27 protein-coding genes and 1 pseudogene are annotated in these 26,031 nt (G+C 59.3%); 13 read left to right on the top strand and 15 right to left on the bottom strand.

Features of this window, described 5'->3' with window-relative positions; all coding sequences use genetic code 11:
* Nucleotides 1-24 precede the first annotated feature (24 nt).
* Genes CKW32_RS19270 through CKW32_RS19280 form a run of 3 tightly spaced genes read right to left on the bottom strand, consistent with a single transcriptional unit; the run spans nucleotide 25 to nucleotide 2,689 of the window.
* Nucleotides 25-999, bottom strand: a complete 975-nt coding sequence (locus CKW32_RS19270) for a biotin-dependent carboxyltransferase family protein (RefSeq protein ID WP_095185720.1) — start codon at nucleotides 997-999, stop codon at nucleotides 25-27.
* Nucleotides 996-1,874, bottom strand: coding sequence for an allophanate hydrolase subunit 1 (locus CKW32_RS19275; protein WP_032891048.1), 879 nt, complete (start codon nucleotides 1,872-1,874; stop codon nucleotides 996-998). Before CKW32_RS19275 ends, CKW32_RS19270 begins: the two co-directional genes overlap by 4 nt.
* A 59-nt stretch (nucleotides 1,875-1,933) precedes the next feature.
* Nucleotides 1,934-2,689 carry a 5-oxoprolinase subunit PxpA gene (locus CKW32_RS19280; RefSeq protein ID WP_095185721.1) on the bottom strand — a complete coding sequence of 252 codons (756 nt, stop codon included), beginning with the start codon at nucleotides 2,687-2,689 and terminating at the stop codon, nucleotides 1,934-1,936.
* 105 nt (nucleotides 2,690-2,794) lie between these two features.
* On the opposite strand from CKW32_RS19280, the gene CKW32_RS19285 reads away from it, so the two are divergent.
* On the top strand, nucleotides 2,795-3,712 hold the full coding sequence (locus tag CKW32_RS19285) for a LysR family transcriptional regulator (protein WP_032891044.1): 918 nt from the start codon (nucleotides 2,795-2,797) through the stop codon (nucleotides 3,710-3,712).
* On the opposite strand, the gene CKW32_RS19290 is transcribed toward CKW32_RS19285, so the two are convergent.
* Entirely contained in the window at nucleotides 3,709-4,605 is an 897-nt protein-coding gene (locus CKW32_RS19290) for a LysR family transcriptional regulator (RefSeq protein ID WP_095185722.1), read from the bottom strand. The genes CKW32_RS19285 and CKW32_RS19290 overlap by 4 nt on opposite strands.
* Before the next feature lie 108 nt (nucleotides 4,606-4,713).
* On the opposite strand from CKW32_RS19290, the gene CKW32_RS19295 reads away from it, so the two are divergent.
* Nucleotides 4,714-5,472, top strand: coding sequence for an SDR family NAD(P)-dependent oxidoreductase (locus tag CKW32_RS19295; protein WP_095185723.1), 759 nt, complete (start codon nucleotides 4,714-4,716; stop codon nucleotides 5,470-5,472).
* Here the strand turns inward: CKW32_RS19295 and CKW32_RS19300 are convergent.
* Nucleotides 5,371-5,883 (bottom strand): multidrug/biocide efflux PACE transporter, encoded by a 513-nt coding sequence (locus tag CKW32_RS19300; protein ID WP_095185724.1) that lies wholly within the window; start codon nucleotides 5,881-5,883, stop codon nucleotides 5,371-5,373. The genes CKW32_RS19295 and CKW32_RS19300 overlap by 102 nt on opposite strands.
* Before the next feature lie 88 nt (nucleotides 5,884-5,971).
* On the opposite strand from CKW32_RS19300, the gene CKW32_RS19305 reads away from it, so the two are divergent.
* The 3 genes from CKW32_RS19305 to CKW32_RS19315 all read left to right on the top strand — a co-directional run bounded on the left by CKW32_RS19305 (nucleotide 5,972) and on the right by CKW32_RS19315 (nucleotide 8,820).
* The gene (locus tag CKW32_RS19305; protein ID WP_095185725.1) at nucleotides 5,972-6,829 is read left to right on the top strand and encodes a LysR family transcriptional regulator; all 858 of its coding nucleotides are present in this window, start codon (nucleotides 5,972-5,974) and stop codon (nucleotides 6,827-6,829) included.
* A gap of 124 nt (nucleotides 6,830-6,953) precedes the next feature.
* Nucleotides 6,954-7,463 (top strand): N-acetyltransferase, encoded by a 510-nt coding sequence (locus CKW32_RS19310; RefSeq protein ID WP_032891036.1) that lies wholly within the window; start codon nucleotides 6,954-6,956, stop codon nucleotides 7,461-7,463.
* 175 nt (nucleotides 7,464-7,638) lie between these two features.
* A complete protein-coding gene (locus CKW32_RS19315; protein ID WP_095185726.1) occupies nucleotides 7,639-8,820 on the top strand; it encodes a hypothetical protein in 1,182 nt (393 codons plus the stop codon).
* A gap of 41 nt (nucleotides 8,821-8,861) precedes the next feature.
* On the opposite strand, the gene CKW32_RS19320 is transcribed toward CKW32_RS19315, so the two are convergent.
* Complete coding sequence (locus CKW32_RS19320; protein WP_032891033.1) at nucleotides 8,862-9,341, bottom strand: GyrI-like domain-containing protein; 480 nt, start codon at nucleotides 9,339-9,341, stop codon at nucleotides 8,862-8,864.
* Nucleotides 9,342-9,537: 196 nt separating this feature from the next.
* Here CKW32_RS19320 and alaC point away from each other — a divergent pair, with 196 nt between their 5' ends.
* Entirely contained in the window at nucleotides 9,538-10,749 is a 1,212-nt protein-coding gene (gene alaC, locus CKW32_RS19325) for an alanine transaminase (protein WP_032891031.1), read from the top strand.
* 158 nt (nucleotides 10,750-10,907) lie between these two features.
* On the opposite strand, the gene CKW32_RS19330 is transcribed toward alaC, so the two are convergent.
* Nucleotides 10,908-12,260: a GntP family permease gene (locus CKW32_RS19330; protein WP_032891030.1), complete on the bottom strand. Its 1,353-nt coding sequence runs from the start codon at nucleotides 12,258-12,260 to the stop codon at nucleotides 10,908-10,910.
* Between the two features lie 84 nt (nucleotides 12,261-12,344).
* On the bottom strand, nucleotides 12,345-12,878 hold the full coding sequence (locus CKW32_RS19335; protein WP_032891028.1) for a gluconokinase: 534 nt from the start codon (nucleotides 12,876-12,878) through the stop codon (nucleotides 12,345-12,347).
* Nucleotides 12,879-13,090: 212 nt separating this feature from the next.
* Here CKW32_RS19335 and CKW32_RS19340 point away from each other — a divergent pair, with 212 nt between their 5' ends.
* The 4 genes from CKW32_RS19340 (at nucleotide 13,091) to CKW32_RS19355 (ending at nucleotide 16,273) form a co-directional block, all read left to right on the top strand.
* Nucleotides 13,091-14,122 carry a LacI family DNA-binding transcriptional regulator gene (locus tag CKW32_RS19340; RefSeq protein ID WP_164440467.1) on the top strand — a complete coding sequence of 344 codons (1,032 nt, stop codon included), beginning with the start codon at nucleotides 13,091-13,093 and terminating at the stop codon, nucleotides 14,120-14,122.
* A gap of 121 nt (nucleotides 14,123-14,243) precedes the next feature.
* A complete protein-coding gene (locus CKW32_RS19345; protein WP_032891026.1) occupies nucleotides 14,244-14,876 on the top strand; it encodes a glutathione S-transferase family protein in 633 nt (210 codons plus the stop codon).
* Between the two features lie 10 nt (nucleotides 14,877-14,886).
* Nucleotides 14,887-15,624: an NAD(P)-dependent oxidoreductase gene (locus CKW32_RS19350; protein WP_095185728.1), complete on the top strand. Its 738-nt coding sequence runs from the start codon at nucleotides 14,887-14,889 to the stop codon at nucleotides 15,622-15,624.
* 142 nt (nucleotides 15,625-15,766) lie between these two features.
* Nucleotides 15,767-16,273, top strand: coding sequence for a hypothetical protein (locus tag CKW32_RS19355; protein ID WP_095185729.1), 507 nt, complete (start codon nucleotides 15,767-15,769; stop codon nucleotides 16,271-16,273).
* Between the two features lie 81 nt (nucleotides 16,274-16,354).
* Here the strand turns inward: CKW32_RS19355 and CKW32_RS28885 are convergent, their stop codons facing one another.
* Both CKW32_RS28885 and CKW32_RS28890 read right to left on the bottom strand, forming a co-directional pair.
* Nucleotides 16,355-16,924, bottom strand: coding sequence for a methyl-accepting chemotaxis protein (locus CKW32_RS28885; protein WP_371854016.1), 570 nt, complete (start codon nucleotides 16,922-16,924; stop codon nucleotides 16,355-16,357).
* Nucleotides 16,898-17,674, bottom strand: a pseudogene (locus CKW32_RS28890) (PAS domain-containing protein); the annotation flags it as partial. The gene CKW32_RS28885 and the pseudogene CKW32_RS28890, both read right to left, overlap by 27 nt.
* Before the next feature lie 501 nt (nucleotides 17,675-18,175).
* On the opposite strand from CKW32_RS28890, the gene CKW32_RS19365 reads away from it, so the two are divergent.
* Together CKW32_RS19365 and CKW32_RS19370 are read left to right on the top strand one after the other, a co-directional pair.
* On the top strand, nucleotides 18,176-18,613 hold the full coding sequence (locus tag CKW32_RS19365) for a GNAT family N-acetyltransferase (RefSeq protein WP_032891021.1): 438 nt from the start codon (nucleotides 18,176-18,178) through the stop codon (nucleotides 18,611-18,613).
* A gap of 59 nt (nucleotides 18,614-18,672) precedes the next feature.
* The gene (locus CKW32_RS19370; protein ID WP_095185730.1) at nucleotides 18,673-19,491 is read left to right on the top strand and encodes a class I SAM-dependent methyltransferase; all 819 of its coding nucleotides are present in this window, start codon (nucleotides 18,673-18,675) and stop codon (nucleotides 19,489-19,491) included.
* A 70-nt stretch (nucleotides 19,492-19,561) separates the two neighbouring features.
* Here the strand turns inward: CKW32_RS19370 and def are convergent, their stop codons facing one another.
* The 3 genes from def to CKW32_RS19385 all read right to left on the bottom strand — a co-directional run bounded on the left by def (nucleotide 19,562) and on the right by CKW32_RS19385 (nucleotide 21,421).
* A complete protein-coding gene (def, locus tag CKW32_RS19375; protein ID WP_032891019.1) occupies nucleotides 19,562-20,101 on the bottom strand; it encodes a peptide deformylase in 540 nt (179 codons plus the stop codon).
* Complete coding sequence (locus CKW32_RS19380) at nucleotides 20,098-21,054, bottom strand: YihY/virulence factor BrkB family protein (RefSeq protein ID WP_032891018.1); 957 nt, start codon at nucleotides 21,052-21,054, stop codon at nucleotides 20,098-20,100. Before CKW32_RS19380 ends, def begins: the two co-directional genes overlap by 4 nt.
* A gap of 181 nt (nucleotides 21,055-21,235) precedes the next feature.
* Nucleotides 21,236-21,421, bottom strand: coding sequence for a CsbD family protein (locus CKW32_RS19385; protein WP_032891017.1), 186 nt, complete (start codon nucleotides 21,419-21,421; stop codon nucleotides 21,236-21,238).
* A 199-nt stretch (nucleotides 21,422-21,620) separates the two neighbouring features.
* On the opposite strand from CKW32_RS19385, the gene CKW32_RS19390 reads away from it, so the two are divergent.
* Complete coding sequence (locus CKW32_RS19390) at nucleotides 21,621-21,998, top strand: hypothetical protein (protein WP_032891015.1); 378 nt, start codon at nucleotides 21,621-21,623, stop codon at nucleotides 21,996-21,998.
* Between the two features lie 192 nt (nucleotides 21,999-22,190).
* On the opposite strand, the gene fadD1 is transcribed toward CKW32_RS19390, so the two are convergent.
* Both fadD1 and fadD2 read right to left on the bottom strand, forming a co-directional pair.
* Entirely contained in the window at nucleotides 22,191-23,882 is a 1,692-nt protein-coding gene (gene fadD1, locus CKW32_RS19395; protein ID WP_032891014.1) for a long-chain-fatty-acid--CoA ligase FadD1, read from the bottom strand.
* 388 nt (nucleotides 23,883-24,270) lie between these two features.
* Nucleotides 24,271-25,959 (bottom strand): long-chain-fatty-acid--CoA ligase FadD2, encoded by a 1,689-nt coding sequence (gene fadD2 / locus CKW32_RS19400; RefSeq protein ID WP_032891013.1) that lies wholly within the window; start codon nucleotides 25,957-25,959, stop codon nucleotides 24,271-24,273.
* Nucleotides 25,960-26,031 lie beyond the last annotated feature (72 nt).

Raw genomic sequence — 26,031 nt, forward strand, 5'->3', positions numbered from 1 at the left:
TCCCACAGTTGGATGTGTGTTGTGTCAGTTGTTGAAGAGTCCCGTCATGGCCTTGAGCCGCTTCTTGTAGACCCGCCGCGCCTCAAGGGCCTCCTCCAGCGTCACCGCCACAAACCCCGCGCGCTGGTTGGGCTGCATCTGCCCGATCAAATCCAGATCGGCACTGATCACCGTGCCGATCATCGCGTAACCTCCGCCCGACACTGCATCTCGATGCAACACGATCGGCTCCAGCCCCGCCGGTACCTGGATCGAACCGATGGGGTAGCAACTGTCGACAATATTCGACGGATCCGAGCCCGCGCCAAACGGCTGTTCCCGTGGTTCAAAGCTCAACGCGCTACCGCCCTTGAAGCGATAGCCGATACGGTCCGCTTCGGAACCCACGGTCCACGGTTCGGCGAAAAAACTGCTTTTGGCGGCACCGGTCAGGCGCTCGTAATACAGGCCAGGCACCACACGCAGGGTGATATCGCCCCCTACCGACCGGCGCAAGGCCATCGGCAAACTGTTGCCCGCCCGGCCCTGCCCGCAGAGCTCACCGATGGGCAATTCATCACCCTCCTGCAAGCGCCGACCTTTAAACCCACCAAGCGCGCCCAGGGTGTAAGTGGAGCGACTGCCGAGCACCACGGGCACATCAATGCCGCCGGCCACCGCCAGGTAAGTCCGTGCGCCGGCCTTGGGAAATTCGAAACGCAGCACCTGCCCGGCACGCACCTGGAACGCGGTGTCCTGATGCACCACTTCACCGTCAAGGCGCGGCGACATGAGCGCGCCGCTGAGTGCCACCAACGCATCCTGTTGGAATTCCAATTCAGGCCCGATCAAGGTGCATTCCAGGCCCGCCGCACCGACCGGATTGCCCACCAGATGGTTGGCCGCGCTCAGCGCGTATTGGTCCAGCGCCCCCGACGGCGGAATGCCCAAGTGGTAATAACCTTCGCGGCCAAGGTCCTGCACAGAGGTGGCGAGGCCGGGTTTGAGGACTTTGATCATGCCAGCGCCTCCTGCAGGGTTTTCGGATAGCCCATCGGGTCGGCCAGAAAGGCGTCGAGGGAAAATTCCACCGGGCGGATGCGCAGGTCGAAACGTCCTGCGTCCACCTCGGCGACGGCCAGGTCGTAGGCATCACGTTCTATGGGTTTGAACTGCACGATGTCACCGGGGCGAAAGAACACCATGTGCTCCTTGAGGTAGGCCAACTGCTGCGCCGGATCGTAGATCGGCGCCGGGGTCACGCCGAACATTTGGTAACCGCCAGCGCCGCGCACCGAGTAGATACACCCAAAGCAGCCACCATGGCCGAGGGTGAGTTTGGGCGTGTCGGTGCGCGGGCGCAGGTATTTGGGCACCTGCAACTGCCGCTCACGCTCGACCATCTGGAACATGAACGGCAGACCCGCGACAAACCCGACCATCGACACAAACCACGGCGCGCCGCTGTGAGCGGCGATAAACGCGTCCACATCCGCCAGACCATTGATGCGCGCGGCGTACTCCAGGTCGGTGCCGCTGGGGTCTTGATGGCGATCGCGAAAACGCATCAGGGTTTCATGGGTCCAGGGGTCGTTGTACAGCACCGGGATTTCGATGATGCGCGTGCGCAAGGTGCGTTCGGCCACGGCCTGGGCTTCGGCGCTTTGCACGGCATCGAGCAACACATGGGGCGCGATGCGGTCGGGGTCGAAACGGATCTGGAACGAGGCATTGGCCAAGCACACATCCAGCACGCCTTCCAGCGCCAGGCGCTCCACCGCTCGAGTCACCGCCATGCCCTTGAAAAAGGCCTCCAACGACATGCTGTCGCTGACCTCGGCAAACAGGTGTTCATCACCGCCGAAGCTGTAGCGGATGGGGGTCGTTTCAGCCATGTCGCTTCCTCTTGGAATGGTTATGGAAAGGCAGGCAAAAAAGTAAGGGGTCGATCTTATTAGGGTGTTTTGACCGTGATACCCGCCTGGTCCAAGGCCTCGCGGGTGGCTTCCACCAGTTCCAGGGCGCCGGGAGTGTCGCTGTGCAGGCAGATGGAATCGAATTCGATAAACAGGTCTTCGCCTTCTACGGTGCGCACCAACCCCGTCTGACAAGCCCGCAGGACACGTGCCGCCACCGTTGCAGGATCAAGCGCGCGAACAGTGCGAGTAAACACGATGGAGCCCGTCAGATCGTACTCACGATCGGCATAGAATTCCCGGACCACCGGTTGCCCCAACTCCTTGGCCACCCGCCAGATCACCGAGTTGGGCATGCAGTACAGCAACAGCGTCGGTTCGATGAGTTGCAGGTTTTGCACCAGCAGCCGGGCCGCTTCTTCGTCACGGGCCAGGTGCATGTAGAGCGCGCCGTGAGGCTTGATATGTTGCAGCGTCACGCCTTGGGCGCGGGCGATTTCCCGCAGGGCACCGAGTTGGTAGAGCATATCGTCCACCAGCTCCTGAGCCGGTGCGTTGATATGCCGACGGCCAAAGCCGACCAGATCACGAAAGCCGGGATGGGCACCGATGGCCACGCCCAGTTGCTTGGCGCGTTCTACGGTGCGGCGCATGGTCCCGGGGTCGCCGGCGTGGAAGCCGGTGGCGATATTGGCCGAGCTGATGTAGGCCATCAGCTCCGCGTCGACGCCATCACCGATGGTCCAGGGGCCGAAACCTTCGCCCATGTCCGAATTGAAATCCACTGCCTGCATCGGGGTCGCTCCGCCAGAAATGATGTTGGAAAAGTAGGCTGCGCCTTGACCCCTTGGGAAGATCTATTATCAGATGCCCTATCTTCTGAAAAACAGATATCGCTCATGTCGCTGACCTTGCGCCAAATCCGCTACTTCGTCGCCACCGCTGAGATCGGCCAGATTTCCCAGGCAGCGATCCACCTGAACATCTCGCAGTCGGCGGTGACCACGGCGATCAAGGAGTTGGAGGCGATGCTCGGCGTGCAACTGTTTGTGCGCTCGGCCCAAGGCATGAACTTGACCGATGCCGGGCGGCACTTTCTCAACCGCGCCTATGTGATTGTGCGCAGCGTGGACGATGCGCTGAACAGTCCATTGCCCGACTACCGCGCCAGCGGCGTGCTGCGGGTAGCGGCCAGTTACACCGTGCTTGGTTACTTCCTGCCCCATCACTTGCAGCGCATGGAGCATTGGCATCCGGACGTGACCATCGAGGTCTTCGAGCAGGAGCGCCAGGCGATCGAACAAGGTCTGCTCGACGGCCAGTTCGACATGGCCGTGGTGCTCACCGCCAACCTGACTCACCCGGCGATCGTTTCCGAGATTCTGTTCAACTCGGAACGTCGCCTGTGGCTGCCCAGCCATCACCCATTGTGCGAGCGCGGCGCCGTGAGCCTGGCGGATGTGGCGCAAGAGCCCTACATCCTGCTGACCGTCGATGAAGCCGAACACAGCGCCATGCGCTATTGGGAACAGGCCGGGCAAACGCCTAAGGTGCGGCTGCGCACCAGTTCGGTGGAGGCAGTACGCAGCATGGTCGCCAATGGCAGCGGCGTGGCGATTCTGTCGGACTTGGTGCACCGCCCGTGGTCACTGGAAGGCAAGCGCATCGAAACCCTGACCGTCACCGACCCGGTCACGCCCATGAGCGTCGGACTGGCCTGGCACCGCGAGCGGGCATTTACCCCGGCGATGCAGGCGTTCCGGGATTACTTTCACGACGCGTTCCTGGCGCCGCAGCAACTGTCGGCGCGCCGTTAAAGATGGGCTTGCAGGGTGGCCGCCAGCCAGTCCATGAACACGCGCACCCGCAACGGCAAATGCCGCTGGCCCGCGTAGAGCAAGGACACATCCAGCGGTGGCGCCGGGTAGTCCGGGAGCAGGGCAACCAACTCGCCACTGGCGAGCAAGTCACGAATACCCAAGGCCGGCACCTGAGTAATGCCAAAACCGCCCAGGCACGCCACGCGATACGCATCCGTGCTGTTGACCGTCACCCGCCCGGCCATGGGGATGCGCTGCACCTTGTTGCCTTGCTGATACTCGAAACCGGCCGAGCGTGAACCCAACGGCCGCACGTAATGCACCAATTGATGCTGCGCCAGATCGGCCAAGGTCGCGGGCACGCCGTAACGTTGCACGTAACCCGCGCTCGCGCAGTTGATCATCGGCATGCGGCACAGCACGCGTGCGACCACGCTTTGGTCCGGCTGGGCGCCGACGCGCAGTACGCAGTCGAAGCCTTCGGCGAGCAGGTCGACCTGGCGGTCGGTGCAACTGATCTCCAACTCGATCAACGGGTGCGCGTCCATGAACTGCGACAAGCGCGGCAGGATCAGCTCCCGCGCCATCACGTTGGGCATGTCGACGCGGATGCGCCCGCTCAGTTGCGCTTCGTCCTGGCGAAACAGCCCTTCGAGTTCCTCCATATGCGCGAGCAGGTCCTTGCTGCGCTCGTACAACACGCGCCCGTCCTGGGTCGCCTGCACTTTGCGTGTGGTGCGCTGCAACAGACGCGCGCCGAGCAGTTCTTCCAGCGCCTGCACATGCTCGGACACCGTGGAACGCGGCAGCCCCAGACTCTCGCCCGCCTGGGTAAAACTCGACAGTTCGGTGACCCGCACGAAGGTGCGCAGCAACTCAAGTTTGTTCATAGGATTGTTCGCCTTATCCGGCCAGTGATTCCGGCCTGGCCCTGTTTATCACGTTAGCAGCGGACAAATACACTCAGTCCCACGTTCACATCTGAAGAGGACTGCACCATGACCCGCAAAATCGCATTGATCACCGGCGCCAGCCGTGGCTTGGGTAAAAACGCTGCATTGCACCTGGCGGCGCAAGGCGTAGACATCATCGGCACCTTTCACAGCAAGGCCGACGAGGCGCAGGCATTGGTGGCCGAGATCGAACAATTGGGTGGCCGCGCCGCCATGCTGCAATTGGATGTGAGCCAAAGCGCAACATTCGAAGGTTTTGTCGGCGACGTGGCCGGCGTGCTCAAGGATGTTTTCGCACAGGATCACATCGACTTTCTGATCAACAACGCCGGGATCGGCATTCACGCCAGTTTTGCCGAGACCACCGAAGCCCAGTTCGACCAACTGGTGGCGATCCAATTCAAGGGTCCGTTTTTCCTGACGCAGAAGCTGTTGCCGTTGATCCGCGACGGCGGCCGCATCCTCAACGTCTCCAGCGGCCTGGCGCGTTTCAGCCTGCCGGGCTATGCCGCCTACGCGGCGATGAAAGGCGCCATGGAAGTGCTGACCCGCTACCAGGCCAAAGAGCTGGGTGGGCGCGGGATCAGCGTCAACATCCTGGCCCCTGGCGCGATCGAAACTGACTTCGGCGGCGGCGCTGTACGCGACAACGCCAACCTCAATGCCATGGTCGCGAGCAACACCGCCCTGGGCCGCGCCGGCTTACCGGACGATATCGGTGGAGCGATTGCCAGCCTGCTGGCCGACGGCAGCCACTGGATCACCGGCCAGCGCATCGAGGCGTCGGGCGGCATGTTTCTGTAGGAGCTTGTCGCGCAGTACGTCATAGCCCCAGTGATACACATAGGTGTACGGCAGGAAGAACAGCAATACACCTATGTCGAGGATAAATGCCTGCATCAGGCTGATGTTCAGCCACGCCGCAATCAGCGGTACGCACACCAAAATCAAGCCACCTTCAAACACGAGCGCGTGCAACACACGGGTCCAGCCATTGTTGGCCAGTTGCAGGCGTGCCTTGAGTCGGTCGAACAGGCCGTTGAAGATCACGTTCCAGGTCAGCGCCATCAGGCTGATCGCCAGGGTGACCATGCCCATTTCCAGGGCCGGCTTGTCCATGATCCACGCCAACAAAGGGGTGCAGATCAACAACGCCAGGGCTTCGAAACCAACAGCCTGGCAAACGCGTTCAGTGATGGATTTGGTAGGGTTCATGACCCGTCTCCGAGAGTGACGACGGTTGCCATCATTACCCTTTGAATCGATACTTCATAACCAATAACCATCGATCAAGGCGATAGTCATGGCCTCTAATGAAGTGCTGCAGGCGTTTGTGCAGGCGGCCACCCAAGGCTCGTTTTCGGCGGCGGCGCGCAAACTGGGCAAGAGCCAGTCCACCGTCAGCGCGGCGTTAGCCAGCCTGGAGATTGACTTGGATGTTGTGCTGTTTGATCGCAGCAGCCGCAAGCCGACGCTCACGCCCGCCGGCCTGGTGTTGCTGCAACGCGCCGAACAAGTCTTGGAAGCCAGCAGTCGCCTGGCGCTGGCCGCGAGTCAGTTGGCCATGGGATTGGAGCCGAAAGTCACGATTGCCATGTCCGATACCTATCAATCTGAGCGCTTCGAACTCGCGCTCAAGGCCTTCGAGCAGCGTTACCCGGACCTTGAACTGGAATGGTTGATCGCCGAGTGCGAAGACTTGATCGCGCTGGTGCAGAGCGGTCGTGCGCAGATCGCGTTTGTCGAAGCCCAGGCGCATTACCCACCCGACCTCAGCCGCGCGCCCGTGGCTGAACGCACGGAAATCGCGCTGTTCGTCGCGCCCGAGCATCCGTTGGCCACGCTGCCGAACATCGACGCGCAGTGCTTGCAGCAACACCGCGAACTTCGGCTGGCGAGCATCATCAACCCGAATGAAACCCGCCCCAGCGGCCGCGTTTGGTCGGCGCCGAGTTTTCTGATGCTGATGGAAATGGCCCAGCTCGGTTTCGGTTGGGCCGAGCTGCCGCGTTGGCTGGTGGAACGCTTTGGCAACACTGGGCTGGTGGAACTCCCAGTGCGCGGTTGGCCGCGACTGGTAGCGGTGGATGCCCTGTGGTCGCGGCAGTATCCACCGGGACCGGCGGGCAGCTGGATGCTGGCGCAGATGCTGGATGAGTGATCAGGCTCAGAGTATGTGGTGAATTGGCGCGCCTCGCTCAGGGCCAGCCCGCTTATCACTAAGCACTGTGTCGCCCTCAAACCCGCTAGACTGCGCGCTTCCTTGCAGCCGTTCGGACGTTCCGATGCAAACCCGCCTTGTCGCCTACGAGGCGCTCACTGCTGTGCAACGACAGCAAGCCAGCGCCATCGAAGTTCATCCCGAACAACTGCCGTTTTGCGGCGATATGTATTGCGCGCTCAATTCGCTGCTGGCCAAACCAAGCCCAGGCGTCAAAGGGTTCGCCCTGCTGGCCGATGACATTCCGGTGGCCTTCCTCTTGCTCAAACGCCCACCTTGCCTGCCCCATTGGGCCGATGCACACAGCGCCACGCTGCATGCGTTCCAGGTGGATCGGCGGCAACAAGGCAGAGGGTTCGGCAAGGCGTGTTTGCAGGCATTGCCGGCGGCAGCGATAGAGACGTGGCCACAGATCAAGGCGCTGGAGTTGTCGGTGGACACCGACAATGTGGCGGCGATGGGGTTGTATCTGGGCGCGGGATGGGTAGACAGCGGGGAGGCGTATAAGGGGCGAGTTGGGTATGAGCGAAAGTTAAAGTGGGTGTTTGGACGAGACGACCCCAGCCTGCTTTAAATATCCCAACGCCGATAAATCGACCACTCTGGCCCACCCTCCCTGGCTGTCCACTGTCAAAGTTCACAGCTATACAGGCGTTGCCGATTGCTCTGTACTGGAATGCCAAGGTAGTCGCTCAAGCGGTGCAACGAGCAGGCGTGGAAACGCTCAACGCCCAGCACGGAGACCCTCCATGAATACTCCACCGAGCAACAATACGCTTAACACTGCGGGGAGCCCGGATCTTTCCTTTGGCACCCCTCCACTCAAAGACGGTACCGTTATAAACACCCGCACCGCAGGGATCTCCCGAGTCCTCGAAGACGGTTCAACCATCACAGCAGGCCCGTATAGCGAGCCGGATGGCCCCTTCATTGGCATCACCAAACAAACGCCTACGGGAGAGAACGACGCTCGATTCGGGCGAGGGCTGACGGCGATGCAGCAACGCCAAACCTTCATCGACATGCTCATTCAGCCTAATGGCAGGCAACTGTTACTGGCCACCCATATCAATAATGTGGCGGTCTCTATCAGTCGATTCAACGAAGCAAACGGCAATTCAGACTTCAGGTTCGGCAATAATGGCGAGGTGGTGCTGAATAAGCGGATTGAGTTGAATTTAAACAGCAAAGCCGGTTTAGCTTTACAGTCCGATGACAAGATCATTTGTGTATTTAATGACGGTACAAGCAGTTTTATCTATCAACTCAGCAGTTCCGGCCAGGAACTCAACTTCGGCTTTTTAGATCCGCTTGAAGAGCGCGGCGCCCTTATGGGCCCAGTATTGACCACTGAGAGGGGTTTTTTGATTGCGGGCTCTATAAACGGCAAGGCCCTTATTAAAGGATTCACACATGCTGGAGATGCGGACACGGCTTTTGGTAACGCAGGTTACGTCCAATTGGAGCTTTCAGGTACTGGGGGAAAACAGGCCTCAGCGCTGGCCAAAGGACCCGATGGCCGGATAGTTGTCGTCGGCGGTGAGCACCGGTTGCCGCGCAAGCAGAACTTCGTGACGAGCCTGCTTGCCAACGGCCAACCTGATCCGCAGTTCAATGGCGGAATCCCCAAGGAGAACGATGCTCGTCATGGAAGTTATGACAGCGTGACGGTTCAACCCGATGGGAAAATCGTCGTCTTGTGGCGCAATACAAACGGCAGCCTCGTCGAACTGATCAGGTACACCGCGACTGGGGAGTTGGACCTCACCTTTGGCGATCAGGGTGTGGCCGATGCATGGCGCGACCCGCAATCAAGACCCCAAATCTCCAACATCAACAAGCTTGAATGGGTAAATGCGGGTGAAACACTGCAAACCAGCGGTGTGCTGGAAGGTGTCCACTCCTTCATCGGCCGCCTGCTCAGCCAGTGATACCCACGACTGAGCTGCCAACGCAGCTCAGTCGTGTGACATCAGGCCTTGACTACCGGCAACCAGATCTCCACCGTCCCCGTGCCTTTCCTCACGTCAAAATCAGCGCTATAGCGTTCAAAATCCGGCCCTGCCACTTTGTAGCCCGAATGTGGCAACCACTCGAACATGATGCGCTCGTACGTCTGTTCCAAAGCCTGCACCGGTCCGTAATGGGGGAAAACCGCATAGTTGAGCGGTGGAATTTCAATGGCTTCGAAGTTGCTCGGGACGTCGCTTTTGCTCGGGACTTCCACCCCCGCCATGTAATCGAATTCGCCGTGATTGGGGTTATGGCAAACGCCATAGGTCACACCGCCGATGCGCTTCTTGATGTCCTTGATGCAGGTGTCGAACAACTCCCACAACTTGGGAATATCGCCCACCGTCGCCTTGGAATAACGCCCTTGTACCCCAGCAATCACCAAGGCCTTGCCTGCTTCCATGCGTGGCTCTAACGGTTGTTTTGTCTGCTGATCCATACGAACAGTCTCCTTCTTATGAGGGAACAAACCCGCATCGAGTATAGGGGCATATCCGTGCCGTACTCCATGCAGAAAATTTTCCTACGCATATGGACAACTGGCCATCATCGACCGTATTGTCTGCTCCGCAGGCCACCGCAGTGGCCGACGTCGCTCGGACGGTTCCGGGCGCTTACGTACTCTCGAGGCAACAATGGCCGACCAAGGTTCGCCGCGCCGCTTTGCGCGCATAGATCGACTCCCCCCTTACGTTTTCAATATCACTGCCGAGCTGAAGATGGCTGCGCGTCGGCGCGGCGAAGACATCATCGACTTGAGCATGGGTAACCCCGACGGTGCCACGCCTCCCCATATCGTGGAGAAAATGGTTACCGTCGCCCAGCGCGAAGACACCCACGGCTACTCCACCTCCAAAGGCATTCCACGTCTGCGCCGGGCGATTTCGCGCTGGTACAAAGACCGCTACGAAGTGGACATCGACCCCGAGACGGAAGCCATCGTCACCATCGGTTCCAAGGAAGGCCTGGCGCATTTGATGCTGGCCACCCTGGACCAGGGCGACACGGTGCTGGTGCCCAACCCGAGCTACCCGATTCATATCTACGGTGCCGTGATTGCCGGCGCCCAGGTGCGTTCAGTGCCGCTGATTCCGGGCGTGGACTTCTTCGCCGAGCTGGAACGGGCGATTCGTGGGTCGATCCCGAAGCCGAAGATGATGATCCTCGGCTTCCCGTCCAACCCGACTGCGCAGTGCGTGGAGCTGGATTTCTTCGAACGGGTGATCGCCCTGGCCAAGCAGTACGACGTGCTGGTGGTGCATGACCTGGCCTACGCCGACATCGTCTACGACGGCTGGAAAGCCCCATCGATCATGCAAGTGCCGGGGGCCAAGGACATTGCGGTGGAGTTTTTCACCCTGTCCAAGAGCTACAACATGGCTGGCTGGCGCATCGGTTTCATGGTGGGCAACCCGGAACTGGTCAACGCCCTGGCACGGATCAAGAGTTACCACGATTACGGTACCTTCACCCCGCTGCAAGTCGCCGCGATTGCTGCGCTGGAAGGCGATCAACAGTGCGTGAAAGACATCGCCGAGCAGTACCGCCAGCGCCGCAATGTGCTGGTCAAGGGCCTGCATGAGTTGGGCTGGATGGTCGAGAATCCCAAGGCGTCGATGTATGTCTGGGCGAAGATTCCCGAGGCGTATGCCGCCATGGGTTCGCTGGAATTTGCCAAGAAGCTGCTGCTGGAAGCCAAGGTCTGCGTGTCGCCGGGGATTGGATTTGGCGAGTATGGGGATGATCATGTGCGCTTTGCGCTGATCGAAAACCAGGACCGGATTCGCCAGGCGGTGCGCGGGATTCGCGGGATGTTCCGGGCGGATGGGCTGGTCGCTAAAGCCTGACCCGATCCACCTGAACAAATGTGGTCAACATGTGGGAGGGGGCTTGCCCCCGATAGCGGAGGTTCAATCACTGCATCTGGTGACTGACCCACCGCCATCGGGGGCAAGCCCCCTCCCACATTTGCATTGGGTTTTCACCCTTGCTGCTGGTGTGTCTGTTAGACCACCAACGACAGCAGCATGATGAAGATCAACGCCACCACAGACAGAATGGTTTCCATCGCCGTCCAGGTCTTGAACGTCTCGGCCACGGTCATGTTGAAGTACTGCTTCACCAACCAGAACCCCGCATCGTTGACGTGAGACAGGATCAACGAACCCGCCCCCGTCGCCAGCACCAACAGCTCACGGTTAACCCCAGGGATCATCCCCACCACCGGCACTACGATGCCCGCGCCGGTAATGGTCGCCACGGTCGCCGAACCGGTCGCAATACGAATCACCGCCGCCACCAGCCAGGCCAGCAGGATCGGGTTGATCTGCGCATTCACCGCCATATGGCCGATCACATCACCCACGCCGCTGGTCACCAGCATCTGTTTGAAGCCACCACCGGCACCGATGATCAGGATGATCGCGGCCGTCGGCGCAAGGCTGGCGTCGAGCAGCTTGAGGATTTGCTTGGAGTGAATGCCCTGGCGGCTGCCAAAGGTGTACAGCGACAGCAGGAGCGCCAGCAGCAAGGCGGTGATCGGGTGACCGATCATGTCCATCCAGTTGCGCACCACGTTGCCTTCGGCAAAGGCGATGTCGGCGAAGGTTTTGAGCAGCATCAGAAACACCGGCAGCAGCACGGTGACCAATGTGATGCCGAAGCTTGGCAACGACTTGTTGTCGGTCTCGCGGGCCAGTTGATCCACCAGTTCCTGGGAGGGATTACCGGGGATGTACTTGGCGATGAACGTACCGAAGATCGGGCCGGCAATGATGGCGGTCGGCAGTGCGACGATCAGGCCATACAGGATGGTCTTGCCGATGTCCGCGCCAAACACGCCGATAGCCAGCAGCGGGCCCGGGTGCGGTGGCACCAGGCCGTGCACTGCCGAGAGGCCTGCGAGCAGCGGGATGCCGATCTTGATCAGCGACACACCTGTGCGGCGCGCGACGATAAACACCAGCGGGATCAGCAGCACAAAGCCGATCTCGAAGAACAGCGGGATGCCCACCAGGAACGCGGCGAACATCATGGCCCACTGGACCTTCTCTTTGCCGAAGGCGCGGATCAGGGTCTGGGCGATCTGATCGGCACCGCCGGATTCGGCCATCATCTTGCCGAGCATGGTGCCCAGCGCGAGGATGATGCCGACAAAGCCGAGCACTCCGCCGAAACCGTCCTGGAAGGCCTTGATGATCTTGTCCACGGGCATGCCCGAGGTCAGGCCGAGGAAGCCGGCCGCGATGATCAGTGCAATGAACGGGTGGACCTTGAACTTGGTGATCAGAACGATCAACCCGATGATAGTGACGACTGCGTCTAGCAGCAGGTACGACTCGTGGGACATGCCAAACATGGGGGGTCTCTCCTGTTTGTTGTTGTTATTAAAGCGGGTGTTGAATTTCTTGCCGGGGATAGCGCTATCTTTTCCGGCAAAAAATTAATGAGTTCGTTCAAAGCCGTGTTGCAGCCACCAAGCGTTGGTCTGCTCGGCCAACGCCTCGACACTGTCTTCACTGGCGTTGAGGGCCAGGGTCAGTGGCTCGCCTTTGGGCGATTCAAGGGTGGCGAACTGGCTGTCGATCAGGCTTGCCGGCATGAAATGGCCGGGGCGATGGGACACGCGGTCCGAGGCGACTTCACGGGTCAGTTCCAGGAATACGAAACCCAGACCTGGCGCGGCTTCGCGCAGGTGGTCACGGTATTTCTTCTTGAGAGCCGAACAGGTGAGCACCGGATGTTCACCCGCTTTAAGCGAGCGGCGCAGTTCATCGCACAGGATGTCGAGCCAGCCGGCGCGGTCGTCGTCGTTGAGGGGGTGGCCGGCGCTCATCTTTTCGATGTTCGCGGCAGGGTGAAAGCTGTCGCCTTCAATGGCGGTAGCGCCGTTCAGCCGGCACAAGGCCTCGCTGACACTGGTCTTGCCACAGCCGGCAACACCCATGATGACCAGGGCGGTAACAGGTTGACTCATGAAACACCTCAAGACGCAGATAGCGCTACCTTCACACGCTGTAAGGCACGTGCAAAAACAGGCTTTTCCCGCGCCGTCTTGTCATTTTTATGGAGTGACGCGTGCATCCGCTCCAATCATTTGAACCGGATCAGGCAACCCAAAGTTCAATAATTTGCAGCCATTTGGAGACAGCGCTACCTTAGTGCCTCGATTTTTGTTTGGCAAGCCGCCTGATGACCTCTAAGAACGATAAAAATACGCGCACCACGGGTCGCCCGACCCTCAACGAAGTTGCCCGCCTGGCTGGCGTCAGTCCGATCACCGCTTCACGCGCCCTGCGCGGCATCAGCACCGTGGCCATCGAACTGGTAGAAAAAGTCCAACAGGCAGCTGCCGAGCTCAACTACGTGGTCAACCCCGCCGCCCGCGCCCTGGCCTCGGCTCAGAGCCATTCGGTGGTGGTGTTGGTACCGTCGTTGTCCAACCTGCTATTTATCGAAACCCTCGAAGCCATCCATCAGGTGCTACGGCCTAAGGGCTTTGAAGTGCTGATCGGCAACTCTCACTACTCCCGCGATGAAGAAGAAAACCTGCTGCGCAACTACATGTCCTATCAGCCACGGGGCTTGCTGCTGACGGGCTTCGATCGGACCGAAAGCGCCCGACGAATGGTCGAGGCCAGCAATGTGCCTTGCGTTTACATGATGGACCTGGACCCTAACGCTGGCGTGAATTGCGTGGGCTTCTCGCAATTGGCCGCCGGTGAAACAGCCGCGGCGCATTTACTGTCCCGTGGCCGCAAGCGCCTGGCCTATATCGGCGCGCAATTGGACCAACGTACCTTGCTGCGTGGCGAGGGTTTCCGCCGCGCCCTGCAACAGGCCGGAATGTACGACCCGGCGCTGGAGCTGCTGACGCCGCGTCCTTCTTCCGTGGGCCTGGGCGGTGAGTTGTTCCTACAGTTGCTGGCCGCCCATCCGGACGTGGATGCGATCTTCTTCGGCAACGACGACCTGGCCCAAGGCGCGCTGCTGGAAGCCCTGCGCCATGGCATCAAGGTGCCAGAGCGCGTGGCGGTGCTGGGTTTCAACGACTTGCCCGCGTCGTCCTTTATGGTGCCGCGCCTGAGCAGCATCAGCACGCCACGCGAAGCCATTGGCCGACGTGCGGCGGAGCATCTGCTCACGATCATGGCGGGCAACAAGGTCGCCAAGCCGGTAGTGGACATGGGCTTTGAGTTGCAGGTGCGGGAAAGCACCTGACCTTCAAGCCGAACGTGATCCATCGAGGGAGCTAGCCTGCCGGTTCCCTCAATTTGACCGCGCTCGCTTAACCTCCCCGGCCCCTGCTAGATTGTCCCTTCTCCACTGCCAGGGAAGCACCATGGGACACTCACTGAAAATCTTGGGCCGCACCTCTTCCATCAACGTACGCAAAGTCCTGTGGACATGCCACGAACTGGGCATCGAATACGTACGCGAAGATTGGGGCATCGGCTACACCCCCACCCAATCCCCCGAATTCCTGGCCCTGAACCCTAACGCGCAAATACCTGTGCTCATCGACGACCACGGCGTGCTGTGGGAATCCAACACCATCTGCCGCTACCTGGTCAGCCTCTACCAACGCCACGACCTCTTGCCCGCCGAACCCGCGCCACGGGCCAGGGTGGAGCAGTGGATGGACTGGCAAGCCACCGAGCTCAACCCTTCCTGGGGTTACGCGTTCCAAGCGCTGGTGCGTCAGAGTCCTGAGCATCAGGACCCGCAACGAATCGCAGCCGGCGTACAGGGCTGGAATGACAAGATGGGCCTGCTGGAACAACAGTTGACCAAAACCAACGCTTACGTCACCGGCGACGAATTCACCCTCGCCGACGTCCTTATCGGCCTTTCGGTGCACCGCTGGCGCATGACGCCCATGGAGCATCCGCCCTACCCCGCCATCGCAGCGTATTACGAACGCCTCAGCCAGCATCCGGGCTTCCAGACCTTTGCCCTCGACGGCCACAACTAAGGACATGCACGTGAAAGGACTCAACATACTGCTCACCGGCGCCTGCGGCAGAATCGGCAAGACGTTTTTCGAAGCCTCGAAAGACCGCTACCGCTTTACGCTTACAGACCGCGTCACGCCGGATTTTGAACTGGGCGACCATCGCTTCGTACACGCCGACTTGAGCGATAAATCCGCGCTCGTCGCGCTGCTCGATGGCATCGACGTGATCGTGCACCTGTCGGGCATCCCCCATGCCAGCGCCTCGTTCGACGAACTGCTGCCAAACAACATCCTCGCCACCACCTACCTGTTCGAAGCTGCCGTGGCCGCCGGGGTAAAGCGTCTGGTTTTCGCCAGCAGCGCCCAGACCATCGAAGGCTACCCGGTGGATCGGCAGATCACACCTGGCATGCCAGTGCTGCCCGCCAACCTGTATGGCGTGAGCAAATGCTATGGCGAGGCGCTGTGCGGCTACTACGCGGCGAAAACGCCACTGTCGACCATTGCCCTGCGCATTGGCGCCTTTGAATTCCCCGAAAGCCACGACCTGAACAACGCCCGCGACCTCAGCGCTTGGCTCAGCCCACGGGATGCAGTGCAATTGCTGCAACGTTCGGTTGAAACTAAAGACGTAAAGCACTTGATCGCCCACGGCATCTCCAATAACCGTTTCAAGCGTCTGGACTTGAGCGAAACCACGCGTGTGCTGGGCTATCAACCGGTGGATGATGCGTTTCAGACATTCGAGATTCCCATCACCTACTGAGTTGCAGGCGGCAATGGCTGGCCGTCGATGGGCCAGCACTTGCCGCAACAGCCGAGCCGACCCCAGCAAAACCTGGGCTTTCGCGCCCGGCACGCTATTTGCTCCAGCTGTAGCACCGTACATTTCCTCCAGGTGCCCGATCATGCTGGTTAACAACAACACACAAGCCGTATCGACCGTCCAACAGCTCAAACGCCCCGATATGGATCCAGCCAACGCTGCCGCCAGTGCGCTGTACAGCGGCGCCGTTCAAGCCGCGCAGCAAAGTGTGACCGTACCGGTCGCGCAGAAGGACCTGGACAAAGCCACCGACCGTATCGACGAAGCCTTCGCCAAGACCCGCGTGCAGTTGCAAGCCTCCACCACGGCAACCACCTCCTCGACCGAGACGCCTGCCACCACATCCACCTCTGGCGCGCGCTCTGAATTCACGGAGTACATGAGCAAAACCCCGGCCGAACGCATCCGTGAGCAGTTGCTCAAGGAGCAGGGTTTGACTGAGGCGGATGTACAGAACATGTCCCTGGAAAAACAGGACGCGATTTCCAAGCAAGTGGCCGACCGGTTGAAGCAGCAACAAGAGCAGCAAGTAGCGGCGAAAGCCACTGATCCTGCGCACTCGGTGAAAGAAACCCTGGCGGCAATCTAAGCCACACTTCGGATCAACCTGTGGGAGTGCTTGCGCCCTCCCACAGGGATTGGCTTTCCAAATTGGAAATGGATAGGTCGGCTATTGCAGTTGAAGGGTCGAATTGAACTGCCCGATCGCATCCACCACATGCCGTGACCCTTCCTGAATCTCCAGGATCACCTGCCCCGCCTCGTTCGCCAGTTCCACCCCCAACCCCGTACGGCTCAAGCTCGACTGCATGCTCGACACTGCGCTCAACGACAGATCGTGGTTCTTGCGCACCACCTCCACAATCTCCACCGTCGCGTGGCTGGTACGTGCGGCGAGGCTGCGCACTTCGTCGGCCACCACCGCAAACCCGCGTCCGTGCTCACCGGCCCGTGCCGCTTCAATCGCGGCGTTGAGCGCCAGCATATTGGTTTGCTCGGCAATGCTGCGGATGGTCTGCACAATGGCGCCAATGATGTCCGACTGCTTGCTCACCGCGTCGATGCTCTGTGCCGCCTGGTTCAAATTGTGAGAAATCTCTTCGATGATCTGCACGGTTTGCTGCACCACCTCCGATCCTTTGCGCGCGCAGGCGTCGTTTTGTACCGAGGTGGCGTGAGCCGAATCGGCGGCGGTGCGCAGGGTGGTCACTTGGTCGGTGATATCGCTGGCGAATTTCACCACTTTGTACAGGCGCCCGTTGGTGTCGAAAATCGGGTTGTAGGACGCTTCCAAAAACAGGGTTTTGCCGTATTTGTTTTTGCGCTCGAAGCGGTGCGAGTGGTATTCGCCGCGATTGAGGGACGCCCAGAACGCTTTGTACGCCGGCGACTCCACTTCGCTGCGATGGCAAAACAGGCTGTGGTGCTGGCCGACGATTTCATCCAGTGAGTACTGCACGGTCTTCAGAAAGTTGTTATTGGCCTTGAGAATCTGGCCTTGAGGGGTGAACTCGATCATCGCCATGGAGCGGCTGATGGCGTCGATCAGGCTCTGGTTTTCATGTTCATGGTGGACCCGCGCGGAAATATCGGACGCGACTTTGATCACACTCTGTACGTGGTTGTCGCTGTCCAGCACAGGCATATAGCTGGCTTCGAGCCACACCTCCTGGCCGTGCCTGTTCAAGCGTACGAACGTGCCGCTGAGGGCCTCGCCCCGCGCCAGGTCGCGCCAAAGCTTGGCGTAGGCGTCGGTATGGGTGTAGGCCTCGTCACAAAAGATCCGATGATGCTGGCCGCGAATTTCCTCGGCGCTGTAGCCCATGGTTTTGCAGAAGTTGTCGTTGGCATCGAGTATCACCCCATCGCGATCAAATTCGATCATGGCCATGGAACGGCTGATAGCGGCGAGTTTGGCGTTGGATTCGGTGAGTGCACAGGAGAAACGCTGGATTTCAAGCAGGTCAGACTTGTGATGGAGGTTGAACATGTCGGACACCCTTAAGTAACCCGCGCCTGGCTAGGCGCATTCCATTCATCAGTTGGATAGTGCTGGCAGACCTTTATGGGATAACCATCCGAAACGCTTTACACGCCGAGCGTCATCAACGGTTCTGGGTGAGCATAGACAGGGCTTGGCGCTATGCAAGGCCATCAGTCAGCCATTAGTTATGACATGGCGGGGCAGGAAGGGAGGTCGAGCGCAGGGCAGGGAGCGGCCAACAGAGCGGGTTGCGTTGGCCGCTTAAAATCCTTCAGTTGAACGGTGATCAGTGACCGAACAGGCCGCTCTCGGATTTCTTGGTTTTTTTGTCGGCGCGTTTTTCATCGGCGGTCTTTGCCGGTTTCTTCTTCGCTGCTTTCTTTGAATCCATACCTTTGGCCATGATGCGTGCTCCACTGAAAGGGGATGTAACACTGGGTATAACACCGATCACCCGCCAGAAGGGGTTTATAATCCGCGCCCCTTTATAAAGCCTGTCTGAACACCATGACTGAGTTGTCCATTGATCTGCTGGCAGAACCTCTGTGGCCGCTGCTGAACAAGTTCTACCGCAGCCACGACTCGTCGATGAAGGCCCTTAAAGGTGGGCGTTTATGGGTGGCGCGCGATGGTGAAATTGTCGCCGGGCTGTGCCTGTCGCCGGTGGTAGGCGGGCAATGGCTGACCGGAGTGTTTGTGGCTCCGGCGTATCGCCGCCAAGGGTTGGCGGCGCGCTTGATTCTTCAGGCAATAGCTGATGTGCAAGGCACGGTATGGCTGCTGTGCCATCCAGACCTGGAAAGCCTGTATCAGCGCATTGGATTCACCCAGGATACGATCCTGCCCCAATCCCTCAGCGAACGGCTGGTGCGTTACAAGCGCAACAAACCGATGATCGCCATGGGCTTAGAACCGTTGGTGAGGTCGACCTCAGATAATGTGTGATCGGCCGGTAAAGCGCCCATGCTAGCCTCGGCAGCACAGTGGCCTTTACCAGGATGATCATGAAACCGACGCTTGCAGCCCTCGCCCTCACCGCCCTCCTCGCCCCGGCCTTGAGCCAGGCAGCCGACGCCCCCATCAGTGCCCAGCAATATGCCAGCGTGCTCGCCGGCAGTTGGCGCGACCCGGCAAACAGCGCCCGCGATGGGTATCGGCATCCACAGCAGACCTTGGAATTCTTTGGCCTGGGCGCCAAACAGAGCGTGATCGAAATCACCCCCGGCGGCGGCTGGTACAGCGAGGTGCTGGCGCCATTGCTCAAGGACCAAGGGCACTACATCGCTGCGGTGCAGGCCGCGAGCAGCAGCGCTTACGCGCGTACGTCCGAAGAAAATCTCAAGAAAAAATTTGCCGCCGACCCGACGCGTTATTCCAAGGCCGAGGTGATCGAGTTCGACCCCAAGGCACCGGTATTCGGCAAACCGGCCTCGGTCGATACGGTGCTGACATTCCGCAATGTGCACAACTGGGTGCTGGCTGATACCGACAGGGCCACTTTCAACGCGTTCTACAAGGTGCTTAAACCCGGTGGCGTGCTAGGTGTGGTGGATCACCGCGCCAAAGACGGAGCGTCGCTGGAAGACATCACGCACAGCGGCTATCTGACCACAGCGTATGTGGTGAAACTGGCCACCGACGCGGGCTTCAAACTGGAGGGGCAAAGCGAGGTGAATGCCAACCCGAAAGACACCAAAGACTACCCGGAGGGCGTGTGGACATTGCCGCCGGCATTGAAGCTGGGAGAGCAGGACAAGGCCAAGTATGTGGCGATTGGCGAATCGGATCGGATGACGTTGAAGTTCGTGAAGCCGACCCGATAACCCGATATGAAGCGCGATTCAAATATGGGAGGCGCTTGGCCTCCCACATTTTTTCAGTGTGTCTGGGGGATTACTCGTCAGCCGTTGGGTCCATGTCGGGGAACATCACTTCGATAAACCCGAACTTGCTGAAGTCGGTGATCCGCGACGGATACAACCGGCCAATCAGGTGATCGCACTCGTGCTGCACCACCCGCGCATGAAAGCCGTCGGCAGTGCGGACGATCGGCTCACCCTTGGGGTCGAAACCTTCGTAGCGGATCTGCTGGTAACGGTCCACTGCGCCGCGCAGACCGGGTACCGACAGGCAACCTTCGTAGCCTTCTTCCAGCACTGGACTGAGCGGCGTGATCAACGGATTGATCAGGATAGTCTGCGGCACCGGCGGCGCGTCCGGGTAGCGCTCGCTGGCCTCAAATCCAAAGATCACCAGTTGCAGGTCGACGCCAATCTGCGGCGCCGCCAGACCTACACCGCCGACGTGCTCCATGGTCTGGAACATGTCGTCGATCAATTGCCACAGCTCGGGGCTGTCGAACATCTCCGGCGGAACCGGTGGCGCGATACGCAGCAGGCGCTCATCGCCCATTTTCAGGATTTCACGAATCATTGATCAGGCTCAACGGGGGTGGGCTTGGAGTGGTCACGGCCTAGGCCTGAGACGTGCTGTTTTTCATCGGTGTGGCCGGGTTCATCGAACTCTTTTTCACCGGGATCTTTACCCTCGGCCGACATGTGTTCGATCACGGCATTCATCTCCGCGCCGAGCAGCAGCACGGCAGCGGAAATATAGAAGTACAAAAGCAGGACGATGATCGCACCGATACTGCCATACATGGCGTTGTAATCGGCGAAGGTTTTGACGTAGTAGCCAAACCCCAGGGAGGCCACGATCCACACCACCACTGCGAGCACCGAGCCTGGGGTGATAAAGCGGAATTTCTGCTCGACGTCAGGCATCACGTAGTACATCAACGCTACGGCAAACATCAGCAAAATCACGATCAGCGGCCAACGCAGGATGGTCCACAAGGTGACCACGAACTCCTGCATGCCGATCTGCCCCGCCACCCATTCCATCACTTGGGGGCCGAGCACCATCAACGCCGCAGCGGCCAGCAGCATGCCGGCGATACCAATGGTGTAGAAAATCGACAGCGGAAAACGCTTCCAAATCGGCCGCCCTTCCACCACGTCGTAGGCTGCGTTCATGGCGCTCATCATCAACCGTACACCAGCCGAAGCGGTCCACAGCGCAATCACGATACCCACCGACAGCAGGCCACCCTTGGACTGCTGCAACTGGTCGATCACCGGGTTGACCTGCTCCAAAGCCTGGGGCGGCAACACCAGTTCCGACTGCAGGCGCAGCCAGGTAAAGAAGTCAGGCAGGTGCAGGAAACCGATCAGGGCAATCAGGAACAGCAGGAAGGGAAACAGCGAGAACAGCATCTGGTAGGCCAGTGCAGACGCGTAGGTGGACATCTCGTCGTCGACGAATTCCTTGACGGTGCGTACCAGCACCTTGTGCAGCTTGAGACCATCGAGAACCGGAAAGATCATAGCGTCTCCTTTCGCCGCAAAGAGGGTGAGATCGTGGGCGACTCAGGGGCCGTTTTCTACATCAAAGTAGCCCATATGGCGACTTTGAAACAATTTCGAAAGTTTAGTTGCAATAAGGGATACAAAAACGGCCATCCGTGGATGGCCGCCGGGCTGTACGAATACAGCCAGTGATACAGACTTACTTGGTCGCTTTTTTGACCGCATCTTTGGTATCGCCGACTGCTTTCTGCACTTCGCCTTTCTTTTCCTGAATCACACCTTCAGCTTGAAGCTTGTCGTTGCCGGTCACTTTGCCGACGCCTTGCTTGATGTTGCCGATCGCTTCGTTTGCCAAGCCTTTTGCCTTGTCCGATGTGCTGCTCATGGTATTTCTCCGAAAGAACAATCAAGGGTTTTGGTGATTACACAAAGATTGACCAGAGGCCGTTCGGCAGAGTTTCAATTATTTTCAGCGGGCATTTCGTCCAAAACGGCAGGTTTGACTTTATGTTTGGCGGCCAACCCACGAGAATGCGCGGCACATTCAGGCTATAACGCTGAATAACAGATCCCGTAGGAAGGTTATGAAACTCAATAAAGCACAGGCCATCGCCCGTAGAAACCAGGAACTGGGCGGTGCCGTACTCGGCGTCAACAACTGCCATTTCACCGACCTGGACCGCAAGCGCAATATCTGGTGGTTCGACCTGCCGCTGGGCCGTATTGCGGTGGGCCATTACGAGTGGATTCACTTGTTGATGCACAACGCCGAGACGGATCAGTTGCTGCACCTGAAGGTGCCGACGGCGTTCCTGCGCGAGCATATCGAAGGTCTGGTAGTGCGCAATTCGGGCAAGCGCAAGCCCGAGATTACGTTGGAATTGAGCGCGGACAAGGATTCGTTCCTTAAAGACGTACGCCCAGCCGGCGCTAACGTGAGCTTCGCGCATTTCGCCCTGTAAGCACCGGATTTAAAGGTGGAAGGCGCGATGCGACGATATGACTTGCTCTCGATAGCAGAGTGTCAGTCACTGAATCTGGTGACTGATCCCTCCCTATCGGAGGCAAGTCGAATCGTGGTACCGCCCATCCCACATTGGATTGCATTCCAATCCAGTCATTAAAAAACCCGCATCGGCGGGTTTTTTATCGGCTTACTTTTTCAGGCCCAGCTTCTTCAACTCTTCATCACGCAATTCACGACGCAGGATCTTGCCTACGTTGGTGGTCGGCAATGCGTCGCGGAACTCGACAGCCTTGGGCACCTTGTAGGCGGTGACGTTGGCGCGCATATGCTCCATCACCTGATCCTTGGTGAGGGTGGCGCCCGGCTTGACCACGATGAAAAGCTTGATGATCTCCCCCGATTTCTCGTCCGGCACGCCGATGGCCGCGCATTGCAGCACACCTGGCAGCCCTGCCAGTACGTCTTCCAGCTCATTGGGGTACACGTTGAAACCTGAGACCAGGATCATGTCCTTCTTGCGGTCGACAATACGCATGTAGCCGTCCGGCTGGATGATCGCGATGTCGCCGGTCTTCAGCCAGCCTTCGCTGTCGAGCATCTCGTCGGTGGCGTCCTGGCGCTGCCAATAGCCCTTCATCACCTGCGGGCCCTTGACGCACAGCTCGCCAGTTTCGCCCAGCGCCAGTTCGGTGCCGTCATCGGCAATGACTTTGCACACGGTGGACGGCACCGGAATGCCGATGGTGCCGATCTGGATATGCTGGATCGGGTTTACAGTGGCTACCGGGCTGGTTTCGGTCATGCCGTAACCTTCGCAGATGCCACACCCGGTCACGGCCTTCCAACGCTCGGCGGCCGCCAGTTGCAGGGCCATGCCGCCCGACAGGGTGACCTTGAGTGCAGAGAAGTCCAGCTTGCGGAAGCCTTCGTTATTGCACAGCGCCACGAACAAGGTGTTGAGACCGACAAAGCCGCTGAACTTCCACTTCGACAGTTCCTTGACCATTGCCGGCAAGTCACGCGGATTGCTGATCAGGATGTTGTGGTTGCCGATCAGCATCATCGCCATGCAATGAAAGGTGAACGCATAGATGTGGTACAGCGGCAGCGGCGTGATCAGGATCTCGCAGCCTTCATTGAGGTTGGAGCCCATCAGCGCCTTGCACTGCAACATATTGGCAACGAGGTTGCGATGGGTGAGCATCGCGCCCTTCGCCACGCCGGTGGTGCCGCCGGTGTATTGCAACACGGCCACGTCACTGCTCGCCGGGTTGACGTCGTTGACTGGTTGGCCGTTGCCCTTGGCGAGTACGTCGTTGAACTTGATCGCCTGTGGCAAGTGGTAGGCCGGGACCATTTTCTTAACGTACTTGATGACGCTGTTGATCAGCAGGCGCTTGAGCGGCGGCAACAGGTCGGCGACTTCGGTGACGATCACATGCTTGACGGCGGTCTTGGGCACGACCTTTTCCGCCAAGTGGGCCATGTTGGCCAGGCAGACCAGGGCCTTGGCACCGGAGTCGTTGAATTGGTGTTCCATTTCCCGCGCGGTGTACAGCGGGTTGGTGTTGACCACGATCAGGCCGGCACGGATGGCGCCGAATACCGCGACCGGGTATTGCAGGACGTTGGGCAGTTGCACGGCGATGCGATCGCCGGGTTTCAAGTCGGTATGTTGTTGCAGGTACGCGGCGAAGGCGCCGGACAATTCGTACAGTTCACCGTAGGTGATTGTCTTGCCCAGGTTGCTGAAAGCCGGTTTGTTAGCGAAGCGCTGGCAGGACTGTTTCAGTACCGCCTGAATATTTGGATACTCGTCTGGATTGATTTCTGCAGCAATCCCGGCGGGGTACTTATCCTTCCAAAAGTCTTCGTTCATGGAAGCCCACTCCTCAGCGACGCGAATTCATCATCGCATTTGATGCGATTATTATTGGTGTATGTTTTTTTAGGTGAATCTGGCGCTTTCAAGCAGGCCTAGACGTCACAAAGCGCGCCGAGAGTAGCAGCTTTGCCAAGGGCCGACTAGAGCCAAAAGCGGGCCTTACAGTCATAAACTCGACTGTAGGACAATATTTAGTCACAATTATTTTGGCGCTCGAATTACCTACTGAAAGGCTCTGGAATGGGGCCTTCAGAACAATCAAAACCAAATGAGGGAGGGGGCTTGCTCCCGATTGCCGTGGTTCAGTCAATACATTCAGTGACTGATACACCGCTATCGGGAGCAAGCCCCCTCCCTCATTTGATTGCATTTCAATTCATAGTCAGGCGATGTCGCGTAGCTCCCTGCGCAGAATCTTGCCCACTGGCGTCATCGGCAACGAGTCTCGTAACACAATCTGCTTGGGCACCTTGTACCCCGTGAAGTTGGCCTTGCAGTAGGTCTTCAACTCCTCAAGGCTCACGCCTTCGGCACGCGCCACCACAAACAACTTAACCGCCTCCCCCGTGCGCTCGTCCGGCACGCCGATCACCGCGCAGTTGGCCACGGCCGGGTGGGCCATCACCACGTCTTCGATCTCGTTGGGGTACACGTTGAAACCCGAGACGATGATCAGGTCTTTCTTGCGATCGACAATGCGTACAAAGCCATCCTCATCGATCACCGCGATGTCGCCGGTCTTGAGCCAACCCTCAGCGTCCAGGCTCTCGGCCGTGGCGGCCGGTTGCTGCCAGTAGCCCTTCATCACCTGCGGGCCCTTGATGCACAGCTCGCCGCGTTCGCCCAGAGGCAACTCCACGCCTTCGTCATCAATCACCTTCATCGCGGTAGCCGGCACGGGAATGCCCACGGTACCGAGGCGCGATTTGTTGCCATAGGGGTTGGTGCACGCCACCGGTGAGGTTTCTGTCAGGCCGTAGCCCTCGCCAATCGTGCAGCCGGTGACTTGCTGCCAGCGTTCGGCCGTGGCCTTGATCAGTGCCGTGCCACCGGAGTTGGTGAGTTTGAGGTGGGAGAAATCCAGGGTCTTGAATTCCGGATGGTCCATCAACGCCACAAACAGCGTGTTAAGCCCCAGCAACCCGGTAAAGCGCCACTTTTTCAGCTCCTTGATAAACCCGCCGATGTCCCGCGGGTTGGTGATCAGTACGTTGTGGTTACCCGTGACCATCATGCACATGCAGTTCGCGGTGAAGGCATAGATGTGGTAAAGCGGCAGCGGCGCGATCATCACCTCCTGCCCTTCCTTGATCAAAGGATGGCCGTCGTCGCCGACCTGAGACATGCACGCACGCGCCTGCTGCATGTTTGCCACCAGGTTGCCATGGGTGAGCATCGCGCCCTTGGCCAGGCCGGTCGTGCCGCCGGTGTATTGCAGCACGGCGATGTCATCCAGGGTCACGGGGTGACGGGTCACCGCCAGGCCCGAGCCCATGCGCAGGGCACGCTTGAATGACACCGCGCGCGGCAGGCTATAGGCCGGGACCATCTTCTTGACCTTGTCGACCACGGTGTTGACCAGCCAGCCTTTGGCGGCGGGCAGGAAGTCGCCCATCTTGGCTTCGATCAGGTAGTCGATCTCGGTGTCGTTGCACACTTCCTGTACCCGCGAACCAAACAGGTTCAGGTAGACCAGCGCACGCACGCCGGCGTCCTTGAACTGGTGGCGCATCTCGCGCGGGGTGTACAGCGGGTTGGTGTTGACCACGATCAGCCCCGCGCGCAAGGCGCCGAACACGGCAATCGGATAATGCAGCACGTTGGGCATCTGCACTGCGATGCGCTCGCCGGGCTTGAGGTCGGTGTGCTGTTGCAGGTAACCGGCGAACGCCGCACTCTGGCGCTCAAGCTCGGCGTAGGTCAGGGTGATGCCCATGTTGCTGAATGCCGGACGGTCGGCAAAGGCCTTGCACGAGCGCTCGAAGACTTCGATCACCGACTTGTAGGCCGTGAGGTCGATATCGTTGGGAACGCCCGCCGCGCGTTTGTCATTCCAGAAACCAGGTTGCATTATTCTTGTCCCCTTACCTGAGTATGTCCGGCCGCTTATAACAAGCGGAGCTTTGGGGACGTTAGCAGCTAT

The organism is Pseudomonas sp. Irchel 3H9, from assembly GCF_900187495.1.
GTDB classification, from domain to species: domain Bacteria; phylum Pseudomonadota; class Gammaproteobacteria; order Pseudomonadales; family Pseudomonadaceae; genus Aquipseudomonas; species Aquipseudomonas sivasensis.